Here is a 21,808-nt window from a genome sequence, read left to right on the forward strand (position 1 = left end):
CCTGGCGGCACAGTCGCCGGGCGGTACCATTCCCATTAGAGGGAAGCCGCATTTCGCGGACGTTGCGGGTGGAGGTCAGCAGTGAATAGAGAGATTACAATCAGGTTGGCCGATGTTGCCAAGTCTTTCGGCGAAACGAAGGCGCTCAAAAAGTGCGACTTCGAGGCGCACGCGGGAGAGGTGCACGCAATCGTCGGCGAGAATGGTAGCGGTAAGAGCACGATGGCCAAGATTATGTCCGGCGTCCTGCATCCCGATTCCGGAACAGTCTCGATCCTGGGCGAGAAGGTCAATTCTCCGATCGATGCCAAGAAAATCGGACTGACCACGATTTTCCAAGAGGTGCTTGTCGCAGACGAGGCAAGCGTTTTCGAAAACCTCTTCGTGGGTCGCGACGGCGTGTTCAAATCGCAGTCCGGCGGCGGAGACCGACGCGCCGAAGCAAACGAAATTTTGACCAGGCTGGTAGGAAAGTCTGTCGATCTCGACCAGATGGTCGGGGGCCTTCCTCTTAGCATCAAGCAGTGGATCGTCATTGCCCGCGCGATGCTCCGCAGGCCGCGGGTGCTGATCCTTGACGAGTCTTCGGCAGCGCTCGATCTTGATTCAACTATTCGTCTACATGAGGAGATCGATCGCCTCCGCCGGGAAGGGGCAACAGTCCTGATCGTGACGCATCGGATCGCCGAACTCGTGCGTATAGCAGATCGGGCGACCATTCTGCGAGATGGGGTCACCGTCGGAACACTGCAGAAACATGAGATTACAGAGGAAAACCTTCTGTCGATGATGACACCTCCGGACCGTCGCGCGAGCGACGTGAAGGAATACGCGTCAAAAAACAGAGCGATTGCAGAAGTCTCTGTCATGACCGCAAAGAACATGGTCGCCCAGAGGACATCCGCGCCATTCGATTTCGATCTACCAAAGGGATCGATCGTTGGAGTGGCCGGCCTGGACGGACAAGGTCAGGATGCGTTCGTTCGCGCCCTTGTCGGCATAATGCGGCCATTCGGAGGCGATGTGCTGGTGCGTTCCGCCGAAACAGGCAAAATGGTCGAGATCGCAACTCTCGAAGATGCGGCCAGCGCAGGCATATCTTACGTGTCCGGCGACCGTAAGCGCGAGGGTATTTTCCCGCAGCAGAGTATCTTCGAAAACCTGGCGATCGGTGTTTACAGGAAGAACCTGGGTCCGATGGGCATCATCAGGAAGCCCACGCTCAAGCCGATGTTCAAGCGCGAGGTTGACCGTCTGCGGATCAAGATCGGCAGTCCCTCGAACAAGATCACCTCTCTTTCTGGTGGGAACCAACAGAAGGTCCTAATCGGACGCGCCTTCGCCAACGATCCGCAGGTAATCGTTCTCAATGATCCGGCGCGAGGTGTCGACCTAGGCACCAAGCGTGACCTTTACAGGGAACTTCGCGCCTTCGTCGAGAAGGGAGGCAGCGTCATCTACCTCTCCAGCGAAATCGAGGAATTTATCGGATTCGCAGATCGGGTCGATGTCTTCTTCGCGGGACGATTGTTCCGCTCTCTGTCGGGCGACCATATCGCAGAGGAACCAATCCTCGCCGCGATGTTCGGAAAGTCTGAGAATGCCTCGGTGGAATTCGATCTGGAAAGGAGCGCGTGATGTCAGTCAGCGCATTACGTCAAATCACGCACGATCGCTCGTTGTTCGTTCCTGCTGGGCTTTTTGTGGTCTTGCTCGTGGCAGTCGCACTCCGCGGCCATGGCCTATTTACAAACAATGGCCTGGCCGGCGCAATCCTTGTTGCGACGCCGTTGATACTGACGGCTCTGGCCATCACGCCGATCGTGATGGCTGGACGAGGAGCGGTTGATCTTTCAGTGGGACCATTGCTGGGTTTCATCAATGTCACACTTATCACTTGGTTGGTCGGAAACGGCATAACTAATCCGGTCGCGATCATCGGCTGGGCCGTTGGCCTCGGGGCGGTATTCCAGTTGATCCAGGCGCTTGTGATCATCTACGTCCGCGTTGCGCCGATCATCGTTACGCTTTCTGGCTTCCTTGTGCTTTCAGGGCTGAATCTCATGGTGATGTCACGCCCAGGCGGCGTTGCGCCAGACTGGATGCTGACCTGGGGCGCAGGTACGAGCGTGTTTTCGCCGGTGCTGCTGCTGCTGGTAGCTGCGTACGCCCTCTGGGGTGTTCTCAGGTCTACTATGTTCTACCGAAATCTTCGGATGACAGGTGCTGACGAGCGAATGGCTTATACGAGCGGCGTTCAGGTGGACGTGATCCGAATAATCGCTCATGTCGTCGGCGGTGCCTTCGCGGGCCTTGCTGCCCTCAGCTACACGGCTCTGATTTCGTCAGGCGATCCGACCCAGGGGAGCACCTACACTCTTCAAGCGGTGACTGCGCTGGTGCTTGGAGGTGCGAGCCTTTCCGGCGGCCGAGGCGGTGCACTTGGATCGACGCTCGGCGCAATCAACATGTTTCTTATCTCTTATCTCCTCTCCACGTTCAACTTCGGCACGGTGTCCGGTTTTGTCACCCAGATGGCGTTTGGCCTCATCCTAATTGGGTCACTTTTAGTGAACGTCTTCGTCATTAGCCGACGCTCAGTTGCTTGAAGGAGCAAGGAAAATGGTCACAACGGTCATGAATTCAGAAATCAGTGAGATCGGGCGGTCGAACGCACTTCGCACACACAAGAGCATCTGGATCGGGTTCGCTCTTCTCGCCTGCCTGCTTGCTCTCGGCGCGCTACTTGTGCCCGGTTTCGTTTCTTCTCAAAACGCGCGATCTATCCTGTTGCTCGCCGCCTTTCTGGGGCTTGCTTCAGTAGGTCAAACACTATGTGCGCTTGTCGGCGCCTTGGACCTCTCAATTCCCTACATAATCGGCGGCGCGAATATTTTGCTCCCAAGTCTCATGGTAGCTGGTCTCCCAGCTCCGGTAGCAATGGCCGTCGTCCTTGTGCTTGGTGCTCTTGTCGGCGCCGCCAACGGTGCCCTGAGCTTCAAGCTGCAGGGCCAAGCGCTCATTATGTCCTTGGGCGTCGGTTTCGCTGCGGTAGGCGCCGTTCAGATTTATACCTCCTTAGGGTCGCAATTCGGTGGCACCGTCTTTGCTCCGGTCCCTGTCTGGCTCCGAAACCTCTCGGCCTTTAATGGCAAGTTCTTTGGCCTGCCATTTCCTCCTGTCATTGTCATTTGGGCAGTGGTAGCCGTCATGCTCGGCTGGTTGATGTACAATACGTGGTTCGGGCGCAGCATCTACGCCATCGGCGGTAGCAGGACCGCTGCGGCCCGTCTTGGGATCTCTGAGTTCAAGGTTTGGACTGTGATCCACAGCGCCAGCGGTGCGATGTCTGCTATTACGGGCATGCTCCTGCTTGGCTTCTCCGGCGGCGGCTTCGTCGGTGTGGGCGATCCCTATCTGTTTACCACGGTGGCGGCCGTGGTCATTGGCGGCACGTCTCTGCTGGGTGGTGCGGGCGGCTACGGTGCAACGGTTCTCGGTGTTCTGGTCCTGACCGTTCTGACCTCGCTCCTCGTCGGGCTTGGGCTGGGTTTTCCTGCACAACAGGCCGTTGTCGGCCTTCTGATCGTGCCGATGGTCGCAATCTACGCGCGCACGCCACATATCCGCAATCAGATTTGAACGCAGTATCGAAAGGAATATCGATGACTATCTCCAGCACGCTTCTTGGTCGCTTGAAGGATCCGTCTCTGGTACGCGAAGAAATGCTGGTAGGGGGGCAGTGGCTGAAGAATGGAGAAGGCGACAACCAGATCGAAGTCCGTAACCCGTCCACCGGAGACGTGCTTGCGACGTTGCCAAGCGCTGGACTTCAAGATGTCCGGTCCGCAATCAACGCAGCGAAGATCGCCCAAAAAAAATGGGCGAGCCGTTCGGGCAAAGATCGCGCCGGCATCATGCGCAAGTTCTTCGATCTCGTTACCGCAAACACCGACGATCTTGCAGTTATCCTGACATCAGAAATGGGCAAGCCGCTCGCTGAGGCGCGAGGCGAAGTTTCCTATGGCGCCTCGTACATCGAATGGTTTGGGGAAGAGGCAAAACGAGTATATGGCGACACAATACCAGGTCACCAAGCCGACAAGCGTCTCATGGTAATCAAGCAGCCCGTTGGCGTTGTCGCAGCGATCGCACCATGGAATTTTCCTTCGGCCATGGTTTGTCGCAAGATAGCGCCCGCTTTGGCTTCCGGCTGCGCGATCATCTTCAAGCCTGCTGCAGAAACTCCTCTTTCAGCGCTCGCTCTCGCGATCCTCGCTGAGCGAGCAGGTGTTCCGAGCGAACTTTTTAGTGTGCTGCCCACGGACAACGCGCGGATGTTCGGCGAAGAAGTCTGTTCAAATCCGATCGTCAAGAAACTTACATTCACGGGGTCGACGGAAGTTGGTCGCATTCTGATGGCGCAAGGCGCCCAGAAAATCATGAAGTTGAGCCTCGAGCTCGGCGGCAACGCACCCTTTATCGTCTTCGACGACGCCGATCTGGACGAAGCCGTCGAAGGCGCCATGCTCTCCAAGTTCCGCAATGCTGGCCAGACTTGCGTCTGCGCCAACCGCCTCTATGTCCAGAGCGGGATCTACGACCGCTTCGTGCAGAAGCTTGCCGCTCGGGTTTCCGCTCTCAAGGTGTTGGACGGATTTGAGGAAGGCGCGACCATTGGCCCGCTGATCAACGACGATGCGGTCAGCAAGCTCTACAACCATATCGAGGATGCCGTAGGCAAGGGCGCTAAGGTCGTTGTCGGTGGCGACCGCGACGCGCGCGGCGGAACATTTGTTCAGCCAACACTCCTTTCCGGCGCCACCAAGGACATGAAAGTGGCCCGTGAGGAGACATTCGCTCCGCTCGCTCCGGTCTTCAAGTTCGAGACAGCCGACGAGGTCATCGAACTCGCAAACGACACCGAATTCGGCCTAGCAGCATACTTCTACGCCAACGACCTCAGGAATGTCTGGAAGGTTACGGAGGCGCTGGAATACGGCATGGTTGGGGTGAACACGGGCCTTATTTCCACCGAAGTTGCGCCGTTCGGCGGGGTCAAGCAATCTGGCTTCGGCAGGGAAGGGTCGAAATACGGAATGGATGATTTTTTGTCCATGAAATACGTGTGCATGGGCGGTATCGGCGCCTAGGGCAACCAAAGGATTGCGGTTCGGCGACTGGATGCATATCGAGGGGAGGTGGATTTGTTCAACAAAGGCAAGACAGGGGCACTCGCCGAATCGGCTTCGAACACCTCCCAGAAGGCCGACTTGTTTGGGCGTTTCGCTGGAGTCGGTCTCTGGGATGTGTACCTGCCTTCGGCAACGGCCGGGGGACAAGAGCGACATACTTTCTCCGCCGAATTTCGACGTCTATTAGGGTTCCGATCGGAAGCTGATTTTCCAAACGTGGTTTCCTCGTGGGCGACACGCATTCATCCGGATGATTTGGAATTCGTCACCTCCTCGTTCGGGGCGCATCTTGCCGATGCCAGCGGCAAGACATCGTTCGATGTAACGTACAGGCTGGCTACTGCATCGGGTGAGTACCGGTGGTTCCGATCAACTGGCGGAACTGACCGCAGGTCAGACGGTAGTGCATGGGCGGCGGGATCGCTCATCGACATTCACGCTCAAAAGACTCTAGAACTCCAGGTCCAGCAAGATGCCGAGCTGGATAGGAATTTCCTTGAGGCGCTTTCGCGCGCGATGGCGGCGCTTGCCGACGGCGACCTCCTGAACCGCATGCCGGACACAGATCAAAAATTTGAAAAGTCTGCTCAAGACTTCAACAAAGCCGTGTCCTCGCTGGCGTCTGCTTTGGGGAATGTTCTGGAAAGCGCTGAAAAGATAACCGACAAAGCGAGGTCAATAACCGTCGCAGCCAACCGTCTGTCATCACGATCGGAGATACAGGCCGTCAGGGTTGAAGAAAGTGCTGCCGCACTTGGACAGATCAACCAAGCAATTGGAGCCTCTCTGCGTAATACCGAGACCGCAATCGCTGGCATGGCGAAAGCTCAGGAAGAAGCTCAATCGGCAAGCGCAATAGTGCGAGATGCAACCGCTTCGGTGCAAGAGATAGCGACCTCGTCGAATGAGATTTCGGGCATCACATCGATGATCGACGAGATAGCATTTCAGACGAACCTCTTAGCTCTGAACGCTGGCGTCGAGGCCGCAAGAGCCGGCGAGTCCGGGCGCGGGTTCGCGGTGGTGGCAACGGAGGTACGGGCACTCGCGCAACGCTCCGCAGTTGCAGCCAAGAAGATACGGGAGCTCTTGGATCAAGCCTCCAAAGAGGTGGACATTGGCGTCCAAAAGGTCGCGAACGCAGAGAGTTCCCTCCAGAAGATTTCGACGCGCATCGCCGAACTTGTGCAGCTTATTGGATTGATCGCTACGTCGACGAGAGAGCAGGCTTCGGCCGTGCGGCAGCTCAGTGATGCAGTCGCGAGCATCGATGAGGACACGCAGCTCAACGCGACTATGGCATCCGATACGAACAACGCTTGCGCTCAGCTCGATGGCATTGTGGAGCAACTTACCAAAGGGCTTCAGCTATTTCAGGTCAGGAGCAGAGCTATGGATCGTCTGCGCTTGGTTTCCAAGTAAGCAACGCCAAGCACTCGTGTGTATTGCGCGGATAGACCTTGCCACCTGCAGCTATTGAGGGAACGACACATGAGTGAGTTTTTGAAAAACAGCATTATCGTCCCACCGACCTCGACCCTGGAACGCGAGAATGGCGAGTGCCTATCTGAGGGCCAGTCCGCAATAGACGTTGACGCGCTCGACGATGCTGCGCGTGCAAGCGTTGAGGGCCAGACGAATGCCATACGTCCCAGCGAGCCGCGTGTGAAAGCGTAGGTCTCTCCGGAAAGGCACCGATTCCCAGCGACATCCGTGGGCGCTGCCTGGAAGATCCAACTGAGGTACGGCCAGAAAATCGACGCGCGCGCCAAAGACCTCGTGAAGCCGGACGTCGAAAAAACCGATGGATTATCCGTCGATCATCTTTCCATGTCCTCGTGGCTGCTTGGGGTCGGAGAGGCGTGAGAAAACGCAATTTGGAGATAGGTGTGTGCATTCCTCGTTGAGACATGAACGAGTCGCTGGATCTCACGATTTCCCACATGGACCATTTACCGCGTGAAACCAGTATCTCAGACTCACAATGCACGCCGGACGCCGCCGACGGAGGGGTCTATTGAAGGAGGCCAGACCGCTGCCGGCTTTCATGCTAGCAAGGTATGCGTGTTGGTGGGCGCGTCAAACCCGGTCGGTTTCTGTCTTGCGCAGTCTTTCCTCGAAACTGGCTACCGTGTCGCCGTAGGCGACCTCGACCCTTCAGATTTCAGTTCATTAACCGCGGTCTCGGGGACGAATTTGTTTCCGGTTAAGGTCAATTTGAATCGGGACGTGTATGTCAATTCAATGGTCGATCAGGTCTACCTACGCTGGAGCCGGGTCGATATTCTGGTAAACATAGCCTTCCGTCGTCGTGAACTCGCGGATCCGCTTTCCGCTACAGATCTTGGGCTTGATGCCGTTTCCAATCTAATAAGGGTTACAAGTGCTTTCGGCTCCCGGCTCCAGGGAGAGGAACTCGCTGTTGTGAATATCGCATGGTTCGACGAGAAGACGCTGCTAGAGGCCGACCGCGAGGCTGTGCTCCAAGCGGCCTTACGAACTACGACGAGTGCGATGGCGAAGAAGTATTTCAATTTGGGGCTTCGAATAAACGCTGTTCATGCCAGAAATGCGCGTTCTACATCTTGCATTCAAAGTGAGACGCTTAGGACACTTGTTCAAGCTGTCCAATTCCTCGCGAGTTCAGAAATGTCTGGAAAGCTCACCGGGAACGTCTTGGACATCGACCTGAAACCTGAGGATATTCCGTTCCGAGGATAATTCGTAACGATATTAGCTTGTTGTTAACGTTGATAGTTTGAACGTCAATTCGACGTGGAAATCCTAACAGGATGTAAACCAGTTTGCATTTCCGCAGTCGAACATTCTTCCTCTTCGTTTAGGTCGAATAACTAAAATTCCAGAGATGGGTGGCAGTGCCCGCTTTAGTCATCTGGAGGTTTTATGTTCGTCGATCGCTTGCTATCCGCTTTCAGCATTAGAGCGAAAGTCTTATTGGTATTGGTGCCGCTGGTCATGATATTGGCGGCCGTGGGTGTCGTGAGCCTTCAGGCGACCGGTTTGCTGCAATCTCGCCTTCGGCTATCGAGCGAAGTTCTTGAGACTTTGAGCGGATTTCGGGACGTCTCCGAGAGCATGAACCGGTTTTTGGCGCAGAGTTCGACGGAGAACCGTGATGAGGCCCTGGCAAGTCTAAACCGGCAGGGCGCCACGATGCTGTCGCTTCAGGAAGCCGCGGCTGACGTTGGTAGTGACACTCGCGCTCTTGAAAGCAGTGAGTCAGCGATGTCCGCTATTGCTGACAGCATGGACCGCATGTGGTCCCTGCACAACGATGAGCTCTCCATTCGTCATGACCTTACCGCGAACTTGACCGAGATCAAGCGGGTCGCGGCCGACCTCGAGCTGGCCGCGGTTAAAATCCGCGCGCAGGTTCGCAACCAGGAAAACTCTGGCAAAACGATGCTCAGGGAGGCTACCCGCTCAATTGACACGGCGTCAATTATGCAGCGTTTGTCGGAAAACTTGGTGAATCTGCCAGCCGGCGCGATGCAAACCCCCGAGGAACAGCAACAGGCGCTAATGATCAAAAAGGCGATGAAAACTGTCAAGCGAGTCGTTGCAACGGGTGATGATGGACAAGCAGTCGCAAACTTGGAACAGGCAATCTCCAGGATCGTCGCTGGTTCCGGGCTGGATAGCGCTTTCCTTCATAGTCTTGGGATCGATCTTAATGCCTTCGCCCCGCGACTGCGAAATGACGCCATACAGCATATGATCGAGGGAACCCATGCAGTGCGAGCCTTGGATAAGTCATTGGCAGAATCGGAGACGCTCGTTGCGGCAGTGGCATCAGTAAGCCAAGACGCTGATTCGATAGAGATTGAGATAAACAATCTGTTGCGGGCGGCCAGCCCGGAAAATCAAAAGCGGCTCGTTGAGCAACTTACGAAACTGACTCGTGACACCGTAGCGGTTGGAGGCGTAGCCAGTTCATTGCCAGACTTCCACAAAATGGAGGAGATCCTCTTCTTACAGGGGGATGCCATCCAACAGAATACCGAGAAGTTGGTCAAGATCGCGGAAGGGCGGCAGGCGCAGTACGCAGACGCGGATAAGACCGTCCAGTCGATCTGGAAAAATCTCGTGTCGTTCGCGTCCACTCAGGAACATGATGCTCACCGGGAAAGCGATTTCGCCCGACTGTTGTCCACAGCTGCTACCGTCGCGGGTGTTTTGGTCGCCCTCTTGGCTGGCCTTGGCCTGATGGCGACATTGCGCGCACCAATCGAACGGATCGCAAAGCGCATGCAGGGGCTAGCAACCGGCGATCTTCAGTCAGACATCGCTGGCTGCCAGCGAAAAGACGAGATTGGCGATATGGCTCGCGCGCTTGAGGTTTTTCGCGGAAATGCGGTCTCGAAGCTCGAGGTGGAAGCGCGTGCAGAAAACGACCGGAAAATGGCTGATCAGGAGCGGACGGATCGGGAATTTGAACGTGCTCAGCTTGAGAAAGAAGTGTCCAGCGCTGTGCAAACACTCGGGGAGGCACTGTCTCGATTGGCGCGAGGAGACATCTCGCAGACCATCGACCGCCACTTCCATCCCAATCTCGAGCAACTGCGGCGTGACTTCAACCACTCACTGTCGGTCTTAAGGGATACCGTGTCCCATATCGACGAAAACACCCAACAAATCAAATGGGGAACCAATGAACTTTTCAAAGCCTCTGATGATTTGTCGCGCCGGACTGAACGACAAGCTGCGTCTCTCGAAGAAACTGCGGCAGCCGTTGAGCAGGTGACTGCGACTGTGAGGAATTCCTCTGAGAATGCCTGTGAGACACAAGCGTTCGTTTCCGCAGTCAAAGAACATGCCGAGGGCGCGGCCATCATTGTAACTGATGCTATAAACGCCATGGGGAGAATTCAGGATGCATCCTACAAGATCGGTCAGATCATAGGATTGATCGACACGATTGCATTCCAGACAAACCTGCTTGCGCTGAATGCCGGCGTTGAAGCAGCTCGTGCCGGCGATGCTGGAAAAGGCTTCGCGGTAGTCGCACAGGAAGTGCGCGAGCTCGCACAAAGATCGTCAGCCGCAGCGCTAGAGATACGACACTTGATTTCAGAATCTTCGTCAGAGGTGGCCGTCGGTTCAGATTACGTTGGAAAGACCGGGGACGCCCTGCACAGCATTGCGGCATCGATCGTGCAGATTTCTGATCGCATCGACCAGATAGTGAGCTCCAGCCGCGAACAGGCGACTTCACTTGCTGAGATCAATAATAACGTCAATGTCCTTGATCAGGGGACGCAGCAGAATGCAGCCATGGCTGAGCAGACAAACGCTGCAGCGAAGACGCTTTCTGATCAGACTGTCGAACTCAGCGAACGGCTTGCTGGGTTCAAGTTGACAGATCACAGGACGGCTCATCTGGAAAGCCTAGCTGCATAAGGCAGCGTAGTTAGATTCGATGCGTTCCGATGGCGGCCATGCCGCCATCCAATCGAATTCACATACCAAGCGCCCGATTTTTGCTTCGATGCGCCGGTCTCCCTCCTGGTAGCTCTTTGTCGCTCTCCGTCGCGCAGGATTCAGCACGGCCCGGCTCAACCTACGACAATGAGACTATCTTCCAGTGCTCAGACTATGAAAGGTGTCAATCCGTGTGCGTACGTAAATTGATAATTGGATTTTTTCTCGCAGCAACCCTAGCCGTGCCGTTGAAGGCGACGGCTGGCGGGCTTAGTGAACTGCCGCGGGAAGAGCGGAAGACCTACGAGTTATTGGACCCGCGGTTGCCCACAGGAGAGTCGATATTTCGGAATTTTAGAGCAAAGCGAGCGCCACCGTGGAAAATTGGTTATGCCTCGAGCTATGCTGACAACACGTGGCGTGCGAACGTCCTTGATGAGTTTACAAATAAGCTTCTGCCGACTTTCAAGAAGGCTGGGCTGGTATCCGAGCTCGTCGTTACACAGTCCAATCTTGATGATAACGCCCAGATCAACCAAATGCGGCAGATGGTAGATGAGGGTGTCGACGCCATAATCATATGCTGCTCCAACCTTACAGCGCTCAACCCGACGATAGAGTACGCCTATTCGAAAGGCGTACCTGTTATCTCATACTCCGGTTATGTTACGTCGCCGTTCGCAATCAATGCGACAGAGAACAACATGCAAGGCGGTTTTGAGGCGGCAAAGTGGTTGGCTGAAGAGATTGAAGGCAGCGGCAATGTGCTGCTTGTGTCCGGAATCTCTGGCTTCGCCTCCTCAGACAGCTTCAACGTCGGCGCCACAAAGGCCTTGGAGTACTATCCCGAGATCAATGTCGTCGGACAGGTTGACGGGAAGTGGACAGACAGCGTCGCACAATCAGAAGTACAGAAATTCCTCGCCGCTAACCCTGGTCGAATTGACGGTATTATTGTTCAGTCGGGAGCCGAGTCTGGTGTAATTAACGCCGTCCGCCAGTCCGGACGAGAGATAATGCCGATCGTGCTTGGCGGAGAGGCTTCGGCAGCATGTTACTGGCGTAAGAATCCTGACTTTGTAAGTAGGAGCTTTCACTTCTGGCCGCCACGCTCCGAGGCTCGTTTCGTATGGGACGTGATGATGCGCACTCTGGAGGGTCAAGGTCCGAAGATACAGACACTTCTGCGACCGGCAATTCCTTACACGATCGATGATGTAAAAGCGGAACTGCCAACCGATTGCGACCCTAACAGTGAAGATTGGATCGAGCCGAAGGATGCAGCTTGGTGGCCTGCTGCTGCCGCCGCGAAATATTTCGACAATCCAGCAGATCCGCTTTCTTGGAGACCAACCAATTGAGCTTGCATGCTGTGTAGGCGGTGAAACGCTACCCCGCCCCGCCCCGCCCCGCCTCGGGCGAGGTCGGCAAGTGCGGGGAATGCCGCGGGTCGCGTCAGGAGAAATCCCAGAAACGATGCGGTTCCAATCGAGCAACGATGTGCCCTGCAGGGCACTCTCGCCCTGGATGCTGGGCATACTCTCCTGCCACACCCCTCGCGAAGTCGGACAACGTTCTCACTGCGCCAACCAATCCGCACTGCGTAGCGAAAGTTGCGGCTCCGGAAGGGCGGCCGTCCGACCACCACTGCAACAAATTGCGCCTCAAATGACTTGGGCAGCGTTCCCCGGAAGAATTCCTGATGGGATGGATGATGCATCCTATCTTGGTCCTTGGTACGGAGCTTCACGATGAAGTCGCCATTACAACCGCTTGGGCAGTCTTCTTTTTTTGTGGAAAGGCGTGATCGCCAGCGAGACGGAGCGCTGCATCACGATACCTCAACCGACCGAAGAGCGCTTCTTGAAGCGTTGCTCGGCGTGTTGCCCCTTCCGATTTTCTACAAAGATTGGCATGGTCGTTACGTGGGCTGCAACAAAGCGTTCGAAGACCTCCTTGGTTACTCGCGCGACGATATCATCGGGAAAGCGGATCTTGATCTCGGTTCGACGCAACTAGCGGAACTTTATTCTAGCGAGGATAACGCCCTTCTCGAAAGGGGTGGGTCCCAAGTCTCCGAGCGTAAGATCGCCATTGCAAGCGGCGCCGTCCTAGATGTTGTCTGTAACATGGCCGTTTTCAGAGTTGAGGACGACGAGCCCGCCGGTTTGATTGGTGTTATAGTCGACATTACCGAGCACAAGCTGGCCGAGCAGGAGCTCAAGAACGCTCTTGAACTCTCCGAAGGAATCGTCACTGCCATTCCAGATGTTCTCTTCGAGGTGGACGAGGAGGGGCGTTATCTTCAGGTTTGGACCAGAAATCCGGAACTGCTAGCCCAGCAACGGGAGATGCTCCTCGGCAGGACGGTCAACCAGGTTCTCGCGCCTGATCAAGCGGCCATCGCAATGGAGGCGCTTCGAACTGCAAGCAGAGAGGGAGTTGCCTACGGCCGATGCATTTGCGTTTCCTTGCCGAACGGCGAGAGACGGTGGTTCGAACTGTCGGTGGCCAGACGACCGAGCGCCGATCCTGAAGCCGCCACGACGCTCCTGGCATTCTCGCGCGATGTCACCGAACGAAAACAGGCGGAAGACGCCATCAACTCCGTGCGGACGCAACTGCTGAGCGTGCTTCAAACAATTCCTGATATGGTTTGGGTAAAGGACGTGGATGGTGTCCACCTATTGTGCAATCACGCCTTCGAGCGGCTGACTGGGAAGACCGAGGCAGAGGTCGTTGGAAAAACCGACCTCGAGTTGTTCGGGGCTAAAAGAGCTCGGATTTTCCGAAAGTCTGATAAGGCTACAATCGAGGCCGGCGGCATTCTGATGGACGAGGAATGGGTGGTTTCGTCGGAGAACGGTCAATCCATTCTTCTCGAAACACGTAAAGTTGCGGTCCTCGGCGCAGGTGGAGAGGTTACCGGAGTTCTCGGTGTATCTCGCGATGTCACGGAACTGAACGCCTCGCGCGAAAAAATCAAACAGATGGCCTTCTACGATGCGGTGACTTGTTTGCCGAACCGATTGATGTTTAACGATCGATTGCAACAGGTGGTCAGTGCCGTGTCATCGCAAGGTAAGCGTGCCGGGATAATGCTCATTGACATCGACCATTTCAAAGTTGTCAACGATACAATGGGTCACCCGATCGGTGATCAATTACTCTGCCAGGTTGCTGCTCGGCTTAAAGCATCTGTTCGCGACCGCGACACCGTTGCCCGGTTCGGCGGCGACGAATTCGCTATTCTGCTGCCAGAAATCCGGAAAGACGACGACCTCGATCGGGTTGCTTGCGCGATCCTCGAGAGGTTCAAAGATTGTTTCCTGCTGGACGGCAAGGAAGTCTACGTTTCATGCAGCGTAGGTATCGCGATCTCGCCCGACGACAGCACAAATGTCAACGACCTTGTGAAATACGCCGACTCGGCGATGTATTTAGCCAAACGCTCGGGAAGGAACAGTTTTCGCTTCTATTCGAAGGACCTGACCGTGGGCGTGGAGGAGCGCATGCATTTGGAATCTGAATTGCGCCGCGCTATCGAGCGCGAAGAATTGGAGCTGCACTACCAGCCCAAGGTGCTTCTGGTCAGCGGCGCAATGGTTGGTTCGGAAGCGTTGTTGAGATGGTCCCATCCCCAGATGGGCATGATTGCGCCCGCCCGCTTCATTCCGGTCGCTGAGGATACGGGGCTAATCGTTGAACTCGGGCGATGGGTGCTGCGTGAAGCTTGCGAGACAGCGAAGGAACTGAACGCCGATGCCCAGCGACCCCACAAGGTGGCAGTCAATCTTTCGGTTAAGCAATTCCAATGCGCACGGTTGGCAAACTCGATCGCCGAGATTCTCGATGAAACTGGCTGCCGTGCGGAATGGATCGAAATCGAGATCACGGAGAGCCTGCTTCTGGATCGGAACGACAATACTCTGCAGACGCTTCTCAAGCTGCGTCAGATGGGATTTTCAATTGCTATCGATGATTTTGGCACCGGTTATTCGGCGCTCAACTATCTCGCCCGCTTCCCAATCGATACTCTGAAGATTGATCGGTCATTCATAAACAGCTCAGACAAAAGGAACGAGGAGTTGGTCAAGGCAATCCTCTCCATTGCGCAGTGTCTCGGACAGAATGTGGTGGCAGAAGGTGTTGAGACCGCCGAGCAGGCAGCATTCCTAGCGGCGAACGGATGCGGTTCGGCCCAAGGCTTTCTTTACAGCAAGGCCTTACCCAAGAGGGAGTTCGTTGCTCTTTGGGAGAACTCGTGTGCCACCGGCGGCGGTTCAGTTGAAATGAGGCGTTTTGGATGATTGCTAGGTGAACGCCGCCGAACCTCGCGGCAATTCCCATCGTTGGCCAGAGCCAACGGCGAGGCTAGGCCGTGTTTGAACGTTGACCCCGTATCGACTCGATTATCACCCACTCTACGCACTGCGGATCAGCGCTTGGCCCGGCCCGGGCGGCGGCCGGGGTTGTAGACGGCGGCCAAGTGCGGGTGATGGAGAGCAGGTCGCCGATGATGCCGCGGCGGCTCGTGCTGCGTTTGATGGCATTGCCCATGATCTCGTCTCATAGGCGCTGCGCACGCCGAAGAGCTTCAGCGTGCTGATCAGTTCGAGTATCTGCGATCGTTCTCTCAGCTTGCCCTCCTGACGTTGTCACAACGGGCGCAAAAGGCGCAACGTCCACCGGCTCGCTTGTCAACCGAAGCGCGTCGGGAAAGGAGAGCTGTGTCTAGTGCTTCAAGGTCTCCGATGGCAGCTGGCCGAATCGCTTCCTGTATTCGGATGCAAACCTCCCGACATGCGTAAATCCCCATTTAAGGGCTACGCTTGCAACGGAGCGCTTGTAGTCTCCTTCGAGCAACTCGCGGTGTACAGCTACCAGCCGAATCTCCTTCAGGTAAGACATTGGAGTCGTACTCCTAAACTGCCTGAAACCCTCTTGCAAAGTTCGACTGCTCACCCTGGCTGCGACGGCAAGGTCATCGAGCGAAATCGGTTCGGCATAATGCGCATGCATAAAATCGATGGCCCGCTTCACGTGTCGAGGCGCTGGCAACGGGATAGAATGGACCGGTTCATCTGAATAGCGATGCGGAAAGTTCTCAAGAAGTAGGCAGGTCAGCGCGTCTCGAAGGGCGGCGAGAGCCAAGGGCGACTGGCGCAAGAATCCACTTTCCTGGAGACCGGAATGGAGATTCTCGGCCACATGCATCAATGCAAGTCCAGGACCGGTCGATAGGTCGATTTGAGGAAAGAAGTCGACCGTGCCCGTAACGGTTCTGTCGAACATTTGCGTCAAGTGGCGGGTGAATATCGTCTTGTCTATGAACAGCCCTAGATGATGACGCGGACCGGACACCCGAAGGCCGGCTGTAAGCTCGCATTCCAGAATTGTGGCATGCCCAGGCACCGATTCAATAGGTTTACCCACGTAGTCAAAAACGGCACCGCCATGTCTTGGCAGCACAACAAGCATTCTGTCGCTGGGCGCCTCCCGCCTCAAAGTGAGTGCTCCTCGATAGGAGCAATCAGCAACCTCTATTCCCTCCGCAAAAGCGAGCCTGCAGGAATACCCAATTGGAGCGTCACTTTCGACCGTAACCTTCATCAAGGATTTAGGTGTCGACAACATTTCTGAGAGCTCATCCGGGCAAACTCCGCTTCGTGCCGCTCCTTTGACAGGTTCGCTCGGCGAAGCAGGATTCCGGACAAGACTATTCTTCGCATGCCCCAAAAATCTGTTTGACATTATGAACCTCAATAAATCTCCAAGATTTTCCATCGCGCCGCATCCAGTAGGACACGACCGCAATGAAGCGGCGCAATGACCGGGGGAGGCTAAGACCTTTTCCCGCATCTGGATATTTGACAGATTATCATACAATCTGCCAAGAATAATCCGGAGGAACACGAGGGAGGAAATCGGGTGTCTCTTAACAAGCATCACCAAGCGAAGCTTCCGTATTTTTATCCGTTCAAATTTGGCGACGGAAAAATCACAGTTCTATCCGACGGACCGCTGGAGCTAGGCGATCCCGGTACGAACTTCTTAGGTGTGGACGGAGCCACGGTCAGCGGAATGCTAGAGCGCAATTTCCTGCCGACGAACAATGTCGTGCTCGAGCAAAACGTGCCGCTTGTTGAAATAAACGGAAGGACAATTCTGTTTGATACCGGGATGGGTTCTTCCAAGGCGTTTGGGCCTACTACAGGTCGGCTCCTGACAAGTCTCGAAGAAGCGGGCCGAGAGCCGACGGAGATCGACGCCGTGGTTCTGTCGCACGCTCATATCGATCATATCGGTGGTCTATGTGATGCCAATGGAAGGCTAAATTTTCCAAACGCCGAAATCTTTATCAGTGAGCGAGACTTCATCGACTGGACGGACGGATCAAAGATCGACTCTTCGTTCCAATTCCAGATCGATAACGCTCGGCGGAACCTGCTCCCTAACAAGGATCGCATCTCCTTTTTCCAGGATGGCGAAGAGTTCTTACCAGGCGTCCAAGCGATCTCTGCCCCGGGCCACACCCTCGGGCATCATTGCTTCATGCTGCTATCCGGAAACGATCGCCTCTGCTTCCTCGGCGACCTTACACATCACCATATCTTGCTGATGGAAAGGCCGATGATGGAATTCAAATACGACACGGACCCGAAACTGTCAGCCATATCCCGCACCCGCGTGCTTGACATGCTGGCGACGGAACGCGTCGCAGTCATGTCTTACCATTTCGCATGGCCAGGTACTGGGCACGTGGCGCGGAGCGGCAATGGATTTCGCTACATCCCGGCACCAATGCAGTTGCTTGCAATTTAAGGGGACGTCAGAGATGCAAATGCGTTCGGTAATCCTCAGGGAGTCGGGTCTGCCGAAGCCCTATTCTGGTTCGAAACCCCTTGCGATCGAGATCGTGGAACTAACGCCGCCTGGCCCCTCGGAAGTGTTGGTCAAGATCAAGGCTGCCGGCCTCTGCCACTCCGACCTATCCGCAATCAATGGCGACAGACCGCGCCCGCTTCCTGTTGCTCTAGGCCATGAGGCGTCTGGTGTCGTTGAAGCAATCGGTCCGGGCGTTGAGAAAGTCGCTGTCGGTGACCATGTCGTTATGTCATTTCTACCGGTTTGTGGCCATTGTTCATATTGTGCTGAAGGCCGCGCGAGCCTCTGCGAACCAGGCTACCAGGCCAATGCAGCAGGAACGCTTCTATCAGGCAGCAAGCACATCCGCCTGAAAGGATACGAAATCAACCACCATAGTGGGGTTTCTGCGTTTTCCCAATATGCTGTCGTCTCGGAAAGCTCGGTCGTCAAAGTGACCAAGGATATCGGCTTGGTAGAAGCTGCTCTTTTCGGCTGCGCCGTTATGACCGGCGTTGGAGCTGTGATGAACACATGCGAGGTCCGCCCAGGCCAAAGCGTGGCGGTAATCGGGCTCGGCGGGGTCGGCCTTTCCGCGATCCTCGGCGCCGTCGCGAGCGGAGCAAGCGATATCGTGGCAATAGACCTCATTCAAGCCAAGCTGGATCTCGCCAAGGAACTGGGAGCGACGAAAACCTTTCTGGCCACCTCGCCAGACATTGTCGCCCAAGTAAAAAACGCAACAAGCGGAGGGGTAGATTACGCCATTGAGATGGCTGGATCCAAGAAGGCATTCGAACTCGCATATGAGATTACCCGGCGGGGAGGGATGACCGCTACGGCCGGATTGGCCAACGTAAATTCCCGTTTCGAGATTTCGCCTTTGCCGTTGGTCGGAGAAGAGAGAACGATCAAGGGAAGCTATATGGGCTCCTGCGTGCCGTCGCGCGACATACCCCGCTATATCGACCTATACCTTAGAGGTAAGCTGCCAGTGGACAAATTGCTGTCGAGCACCGGCCCCCTTGACGAGATCAACGAAGCTTTCGATCGCCTTGATAGGGCCGAGATCAATCGACACCTGGTCGTGATGGACTAATGGCAAAACGTCCTCTATTAAACGAGTGGAAAGCGCTCGCCATCCATTACGGCACCGCGCAAAGACCAGTGAGCGACCTGGTCCTTGAGATCGATGACGTTCACGACTCCCTATCACGAATCGAATACTTCGTTTGGCTGATCCGTCTCGAAGACCGCCTGATTCTCGTGGACACTGGCTTCAATGCCGACGAGGCTGCGGCCAGGGGGCGAACACTGTTGATCCATCCTGTGGCAGCTCTGAGCGGCCTTGGCATCGAACCCAGCGATATTACTGATGTCGTTGTGACGCACCTGCATTATGATCATGCCGGAAACCTCCCCGCCTTTCCCAACGCGAGTTTTCATATTCAAGACCGGGAAATGGCATATGGAACGGGGCGGTGCATGTGCCATGAGCGAATGCGTAGGCCCTTTGCTGCAGAAGGCGTCGTCGACGCGGTTCGGCTCGTTTTTCAGGCAAGGGTCCGCTTCCATGATGGGGATGGGGAAATAGCTCCTGGTTGCAAGCTGCACCTGATAGGCGGTCACTCGAAGGGTTTGCAGGTTGTTACGGTGGCGACAGGCGGCGCCCTGCTGGTCGTCGCTTCGGACGCGCTTCATTTTCAACGGTATCTGGAAAACGACAACGCGTTTCCGCTATTTGCAGATTATCCAGACGTAATTGAGGGGTACAAGAAGCTGCGTTTGCTCGCTGGGGCGAGCGGCCTGATCATTCCGGGGCATGATCCAGAAGTCCTGCGGAAATTCCCGCCACTTGCGCCCGATATGGAATTCGCCAGAGTTTTGCTCTGACCCTCCAATGAACTGATAAACTTTTTTGCAGTTTTGCAGACAATCGGGCTGTCCTACGAAACCCTCCAGAGATATAGTGCTTCGGTGCCACGCCGGGTTTAATCGACGGATTATGTGTGAATGGGATCGATGGACCTTCAGGTTACGCGTCAAAACGCCTCCTTGCGAATCTTGGTTGAAGACAAGCTCAGGCAGGCAATTTCAAGCGGTCATTTCAAGCCTGGGCAGCGCCTTGTGGAGCGTGAGCTATGTGAAGTGACCGGGGTCGGCCGAACGTCGATTCGTGAAGCTTTGCGCCAGTTGGAAGCCGAAGGTCTGATCACAAGCTACCCTCATCGGGGTCCCGTTGTCAGCACGATAAGTTACGAGGAGGCCGCACAACTCTATAAAGTGCGCGCGCTATTAGAAAGTTTTGCTGGTCAAGAGTTTGCCGAGAACGGGTCAGAGGAAGATATCCACGCTCTTCTCGAGACCGTTGACGAGTTCGAGGCTGCTGCCGCAAGCGGTTCAGGTACGCGGATCATCCAAGCGAAAACCGCCTTTTATGACTGCCTAATGGCGGGTAGCAAGAACCTTTTCGTCAAACAAATGCTCACATCGTTGCATAATCGGGTCACGCTATTGCGGATGACATCGATGACTCAGCCCGGGCGGCTGCCACACAGTGTCGCTGAGATAAAAGAGATCGCCGCGGCTATTGCGCAACGTGATGGCCAAAGAGCCGCTGAACTCTGCAAGCAGCACATCAAGGTAGCGGCTAAGGTGGCACTAGACCACCTGAGCAAAAATCTGAGTGATTCGACAGATTAATCAGCCGAATACGGGCGAATTCGCGCGCCTGCATTGACAGATTGTCTGTGAATCTGCTTATTTCTCCTTCGGGAGGAGAAGACGACCACGGGCGCGCCTCCCCGTCAACACCATTTCGTTAGGAGGACCTATGGCCGCTCATGCAGAGCTGATTAAACGCGTAACGAGAGCGGTTGGAGATCCCGAGCTACCGCGACTGACGCCGGGCCTCACAACACGGATTTCGTTGCAGGTTGGATCACATACCTCGTCGCTCGCTGTTGAAGACGGCGTAGTTGCCATCGATAGCACGTCGGACAATGCTGACGTCACTTTGAGCGCCTCGGAAATCGCTTGGGAGAAAGTGATGCAGGTGCCACCTCCCGCAACCTATCATTCGTTCACTGCCTTTCAGCTAGCGAACCCCGAATTTACCCTATCCGGTACGCCACTAGCGATTGCGCAGGCTCGGCCCGCTCTGGAGCGGCTGTTTGAAATCATTGTGTCATCTCCCGCAATTGTCTCGCCAAAACTCGATCGAAACATAGAGCAGGTCGTTGGGCGCTATAAACAGGTGGAGATCGGTGGTGTAGGGCACGACATCTACTATGAGGAAGCAGGGGCAGGAATTCCAATCCTCTTTCTCCACACAGCAGGCGCCGACGGTCGTCAGTTTCTGCCACAACTTTCCGACATCGGGCTCGCGCGCTCGAACCGATTGATCGCAGTCGATCTTCCGTTTCATGGACGCTCGATGCCGCCATTGACTTGGGACGGGTCGCCTTATCAACTCACCACAGAACTCTACCTTTCCTGGTGCACAGCGATACTAGAGCAAATCGTCGGAGAGAGAGCCATTGTCATCGGAGGGTCAATGGGCGCGGCGATGTGTATGGTCCTGGCTGCGGAGCGGCCCGAAAGGATGCTGGGAGCGGTCGCAATTGAGCCACCTTTCAAGTCAAAAGGGCGTCGCAATCCCTTTCAGCACAACGTCAATGTTCATGGCTCGCTTCACAACTCTGCCTATGTCCGCGGAATCATGAGTCCACTCAGCCCTCAAGCTGAGCGGCGCCGTGCGAGCTGGATCTATTCCCAGGGTGCTCCTGGGGTTTATCCGGGCGACCTTTCCTTCTACAGCGACGAGTTTGACGGCGCCGCCGTTGGTCCGAAGATCGATGCCAAGCGAACGCCGATCGTTCTTCTCTCTGGCACTTACGATTACTCCGCCACCCCTGCCGACGGAGCAAAGCTCGCCGATCTCATTCCCGGAAGCCGTCATGTCGTCATGGAAGGGCTTGGGCACTTTCCGATGTGCGAAAATCCGGACTATTTCCGCGGCTTCTTGGAAGACGCCATTCGGTTTGTCGAAGACAATGCCGACTGAAATTGGACGGCGTGAAGACGCGGCCTCCAGACTGATGACAAACCCCCGGTGGCTTGCCGGGGGTTTCTTGTTCGTTGGGCTACGTACAAGAAATCCGCGCGCGAACAGATTGGGCTTAAGATGGTTAAGCTCGGAGGATCGCCTGCTCCGCAGAATACATGTGTAAGCGACAAGCTGACCCCATCTGGCGTCAGTAGCGTTGGCCGCTGTATTGCGGACAGACGATTCACAAACTGTG

At 55.5% G+C, this 21,808-nt stretch carries 15 protein-coding genes; 14 read left to right on the forward strand and 1 reads right to left on the reverse strand.

All coding sequences use genetic code 11. The annotated features are described in order from the left end of the window. Nucleotides 1-81: 81 nt before the first annotated feature. The 9 genes from CO666_RS24520 to CO666_RS24565 all read left to right on the forward strand — a co-directional run bounded on the left by CO666_RS24520 (nt 82) and on the right by CO666_RS24565 (nt 14,947). On the forward strand, nt 82-1,638 hold the full coding sequence (locus CO666_RS24520; RefSeq protein WP_097614748.1) for a sugar ABC transporter ATP-binding protein: 1,557 nt from the start codon (nt 82-84) through the stop codon (nt 1,636-1,638). Beyond that, nucleotides 1,638-2,609, forward strand: a complete 972-nt coding sequence (locus CO666_RS24525) for an ABC transporter permease (protein ID WP_179869754.1) — start codon at nt 1,638-1,640, stop codon at nt 2,607-2,609. The genes CO666_RS24520 and CO666_RS24525 overlap by 1 nt, the downstream gene beginning before the upstream one ends. A gap of 13 nt (nt 2,610-2,622) precedes the next feature. After that, nucleotides 2,623-3,642 carry an ABC transporter permease gene (locus tag CO666_RS24530; RefSeq protein WP_097614750.1) on the forward strand — a complete coding sequence of 340 codons (1,020 nt, stop codon included), beginning with the start codon at nt 2,623-2,625 and terminating at the stop codon, nt 3,640-3,642. Between the two features lie 23 nt (nt 3,643-3,665). Next, nucleotides 3,666-5,153, forward strand: a complete 1,488-nt coding sequence (locus CO666_RS24535; protein ID WP_097614751.1) for an NAD-dependent succinate-semialdehyde dehydrogenase — start codon at nt 3,666-3,668, stop codon at nt 5,151-5,153. A gap of 54 nt (nt 5,154-5,207) precedes the next feature. Further along, complete coding sequence (locus CO666_RS24540) at nt 5,208-6,617, forward strand: methyl-accepting chemotaxis protein (protein ID WP_126910755.1); 1,410 nt, start codon at nt 5,208-5,210, stop codon at nt 6,615-6,617. Nucleotides 6,618-7,154: 537 nt separating this feature from the next. Continuing rightward, nucleotides 7,155-7,916 (forward strand): SDR family oxidoreductase, encoded by a 762-nt coding sequence (locus CO666_RS24550; protein WP_164740515.1) that lies wholly within the window; start codon nt 7,155-7,157, stop codon nt 7,914-7,916. Nucleotides 7,917-8,099: 183 nt separating this feature from the next. Continuing rightward, nucleotides 8,100-10,616, forward strand: a complete 2,517-nt coding sequence (locus CO666_RS24555) for a methyl-accepting chemotaxis protein (protein ID WP_097614754.1) — start codon at nt 8,100-8,102, stop codon at nt 10,614-10,616. Between the two features lie 227 nt (nt 10,617-10,843). Further along, nucleotides 10,844-11,998 carry an ABC transporter substrate-binding protein gene (locus CO666_RS24560; protein ID WP_245436850.1) on the forward strand — a complete coding sequence of 385 codons (1,155 nt, stop codon included), beginning with the start codon at nt 10,844-10,846 and terminating at the stop codon, nt 11,996-11,998. Nucleotides 11,999-12,388: 390 nt separating this feature from the next. Continuing rightward, nucleotides 12,389-14,947: a sensor domain-containing protein gene (locus tag CO666_RS24565; protein WP_097614756.1), complete on the forward strand. Its 2,559-nt coding sequence runs from the start codon at nt 12,389-12,391 to the stop codon at nt 14,945-14,947. Between the two features lie 424 nt (nt 14,948-15,371). Here CO666_RS24565 and CO666_RS24570 read toward each other — a convergent pair whose 3' ends face one another. Further along, on the reverse strand, nt 15,372-16,424 hold the full coding sequence (locus CO666_RS24570) for a helix-turn-helix transcriptional regulator (protein ID WP_245436847.1): 1,053 nt from the start codon (nt 16,422-16,424) through the stop codon (nt 15,372-15,374). Between the two features lie 144 nt (nt 16,425-16,568). Between CO666_RS24570 and CO666_RS24575 the strand changes: the two genes are divergently transcribed. From CO666_RS24575 to CO666_RS24595, 5 genes are all read left to right on the forward strand, one after another. Further along, the gene (locus tag CO666_RS24575) at nt 16,569-17,462 is read left to right on the forward strand and encodes an MBL fold metallo-hydrolase (RefSeq protein WP_097614758.1); all 894 of its coding nucleotides are present in this window, start codon (nt 16,569-16,571) and stop codon (nt 17,460-17,462) included. Nucleotides 17,463-17,475: 13 nt separating this feature from the next. Continuing rightward, nucleotides 17,476-18,603 (forward strand): zinc-dependent alcohol dehydrogenase family protein, encoded by a 1,128-nt coding sequence (locus tag CO666_RS24580; RefSeq protein WP_097614759.1) that lies wholly within the window; start codon nt 17,476-17,478, stop codon nt 18,601-18,603. After that, a complete protein-coding gene (locus tag CO666_RS24585) occupies nt 18,603-19,397 on the forward strand; it encodes an N-acyl homoserine lactonase family protein (protein WP_097614760.1) in 795 nt (264 codons plus the stop codon). The genes CO666_RS24580 and CO666_RS24585 overlap by 1 nt, the downstream gene beginning before the upstream one ends. A 120-nt stretch (nt 19,398-19,517) precedes the next feature. Then, entirely contained in the window at nt 19,518-20,207 is a 690-nt protein-coding gene (locus CO666_RS24590) for a GntR family transcriptional regulator (RefSeq protein WP_097614761.1), read from the forward strand. A 130-nt stretch (nt 20,208-20,337) separates the two neighbouring features. After that, nucleotides 20,338-21,570, forward strand: a complete 1,233-nt coding sequence (locus CO666_RS24595; RefSeq protein ID WP_097614762.1) for an alpha/beta fold hydrolase — start codon at nt 20,338-20,340, stop codon at nt 21,568-21,570. Nucleotides 21,571-21,808 lie beyond the last annotated feature (238 nt).

This window comes from Rhizobium chutanense (genome assembly GCF_002531935.1).
In the GTDB taxonomy this organism is placed as follows: domain Bacteria; phylum Pseudomonadota; class Alphaproteobacteria; order Rhizobiales; family Rhizobiaceae; genus Rhizobium; species Rhizobium chutanense.

Excerpts from the sequence above, each read along its gene's own strand:
- CO666_RS24525 (WP_179869754.1), top strand. The coding sequence starts at position 1,638 with ATGTCAGTCAGCGCATTACGTCAAATCACGCACGATCGCTCGTTGTTC.
- CO666_RS24530 (WP_097614750.1), top strand. The coding sequence starts at position 2,623 with ATGGTCACAACGGTCATGAATTCAGAAATCAGTGAGATCGGGCGGTCG.
- CO666_RS24535 (WP_097614751.1), top strand. The coding sequence starts at position 3,666 with ATGACTATCTCCAGCACGCTTCTTGGTCGCTTGAAGGATCCGTCTCTG.
- CO666_RS24555 (WP_097614754.1), top strand. The coding sequence starts at position 8,100 with ATGTTCGTCGATCGCTTGCTATCCGCTTTCAGCATTAGAGCGAAAGTC.
- CO666_RS24565 (WP_097614756.1), top strand. The coding sequence starts at position 12,389 with ATGAAGTCGCCATTACAACCGCTTGGGCAGTCTTCTTTTTTTGTGGAA.
- CO666_RS24570 (WP_245436847.1), bottom strand. The coding sequence starts at position 16,424 with ATGGAAAATCTTGGAGATTTATTGAGGTTCATAATGTCAAACAGATTT.
- CO666_RS24580 (WP_097614759.1), top strand. The coding sequence starts at position 17,476 with ATGCAAATGCGTTCGGTAATCCTCAGGGAGTCGGGTCTGCCGAAGCCC.
- CO666_RS24585 (WP_097614760.1), top strand. The coding sequence starts at position 18,603 with ATGGCAAAACGTCCTCTATTAAACGAGTGGAAAGCGCTCGCCATCCAT.
- CO666_RS24590 (WP_097614761.1), top strand. The coding sequence starts at position 19,518 with ATGGGATCGATGGACCTTCAGGTTACGCGTCAAAACGCCTCCTTGCGA.
- CO666_RS24595 (WP_097614762.1), top strand. The coding sequence starts at position 20,338 with ATGGCCGCTCATGCAGAGCTGATTAAACGCGTAACGAGAGCGGTTGGA.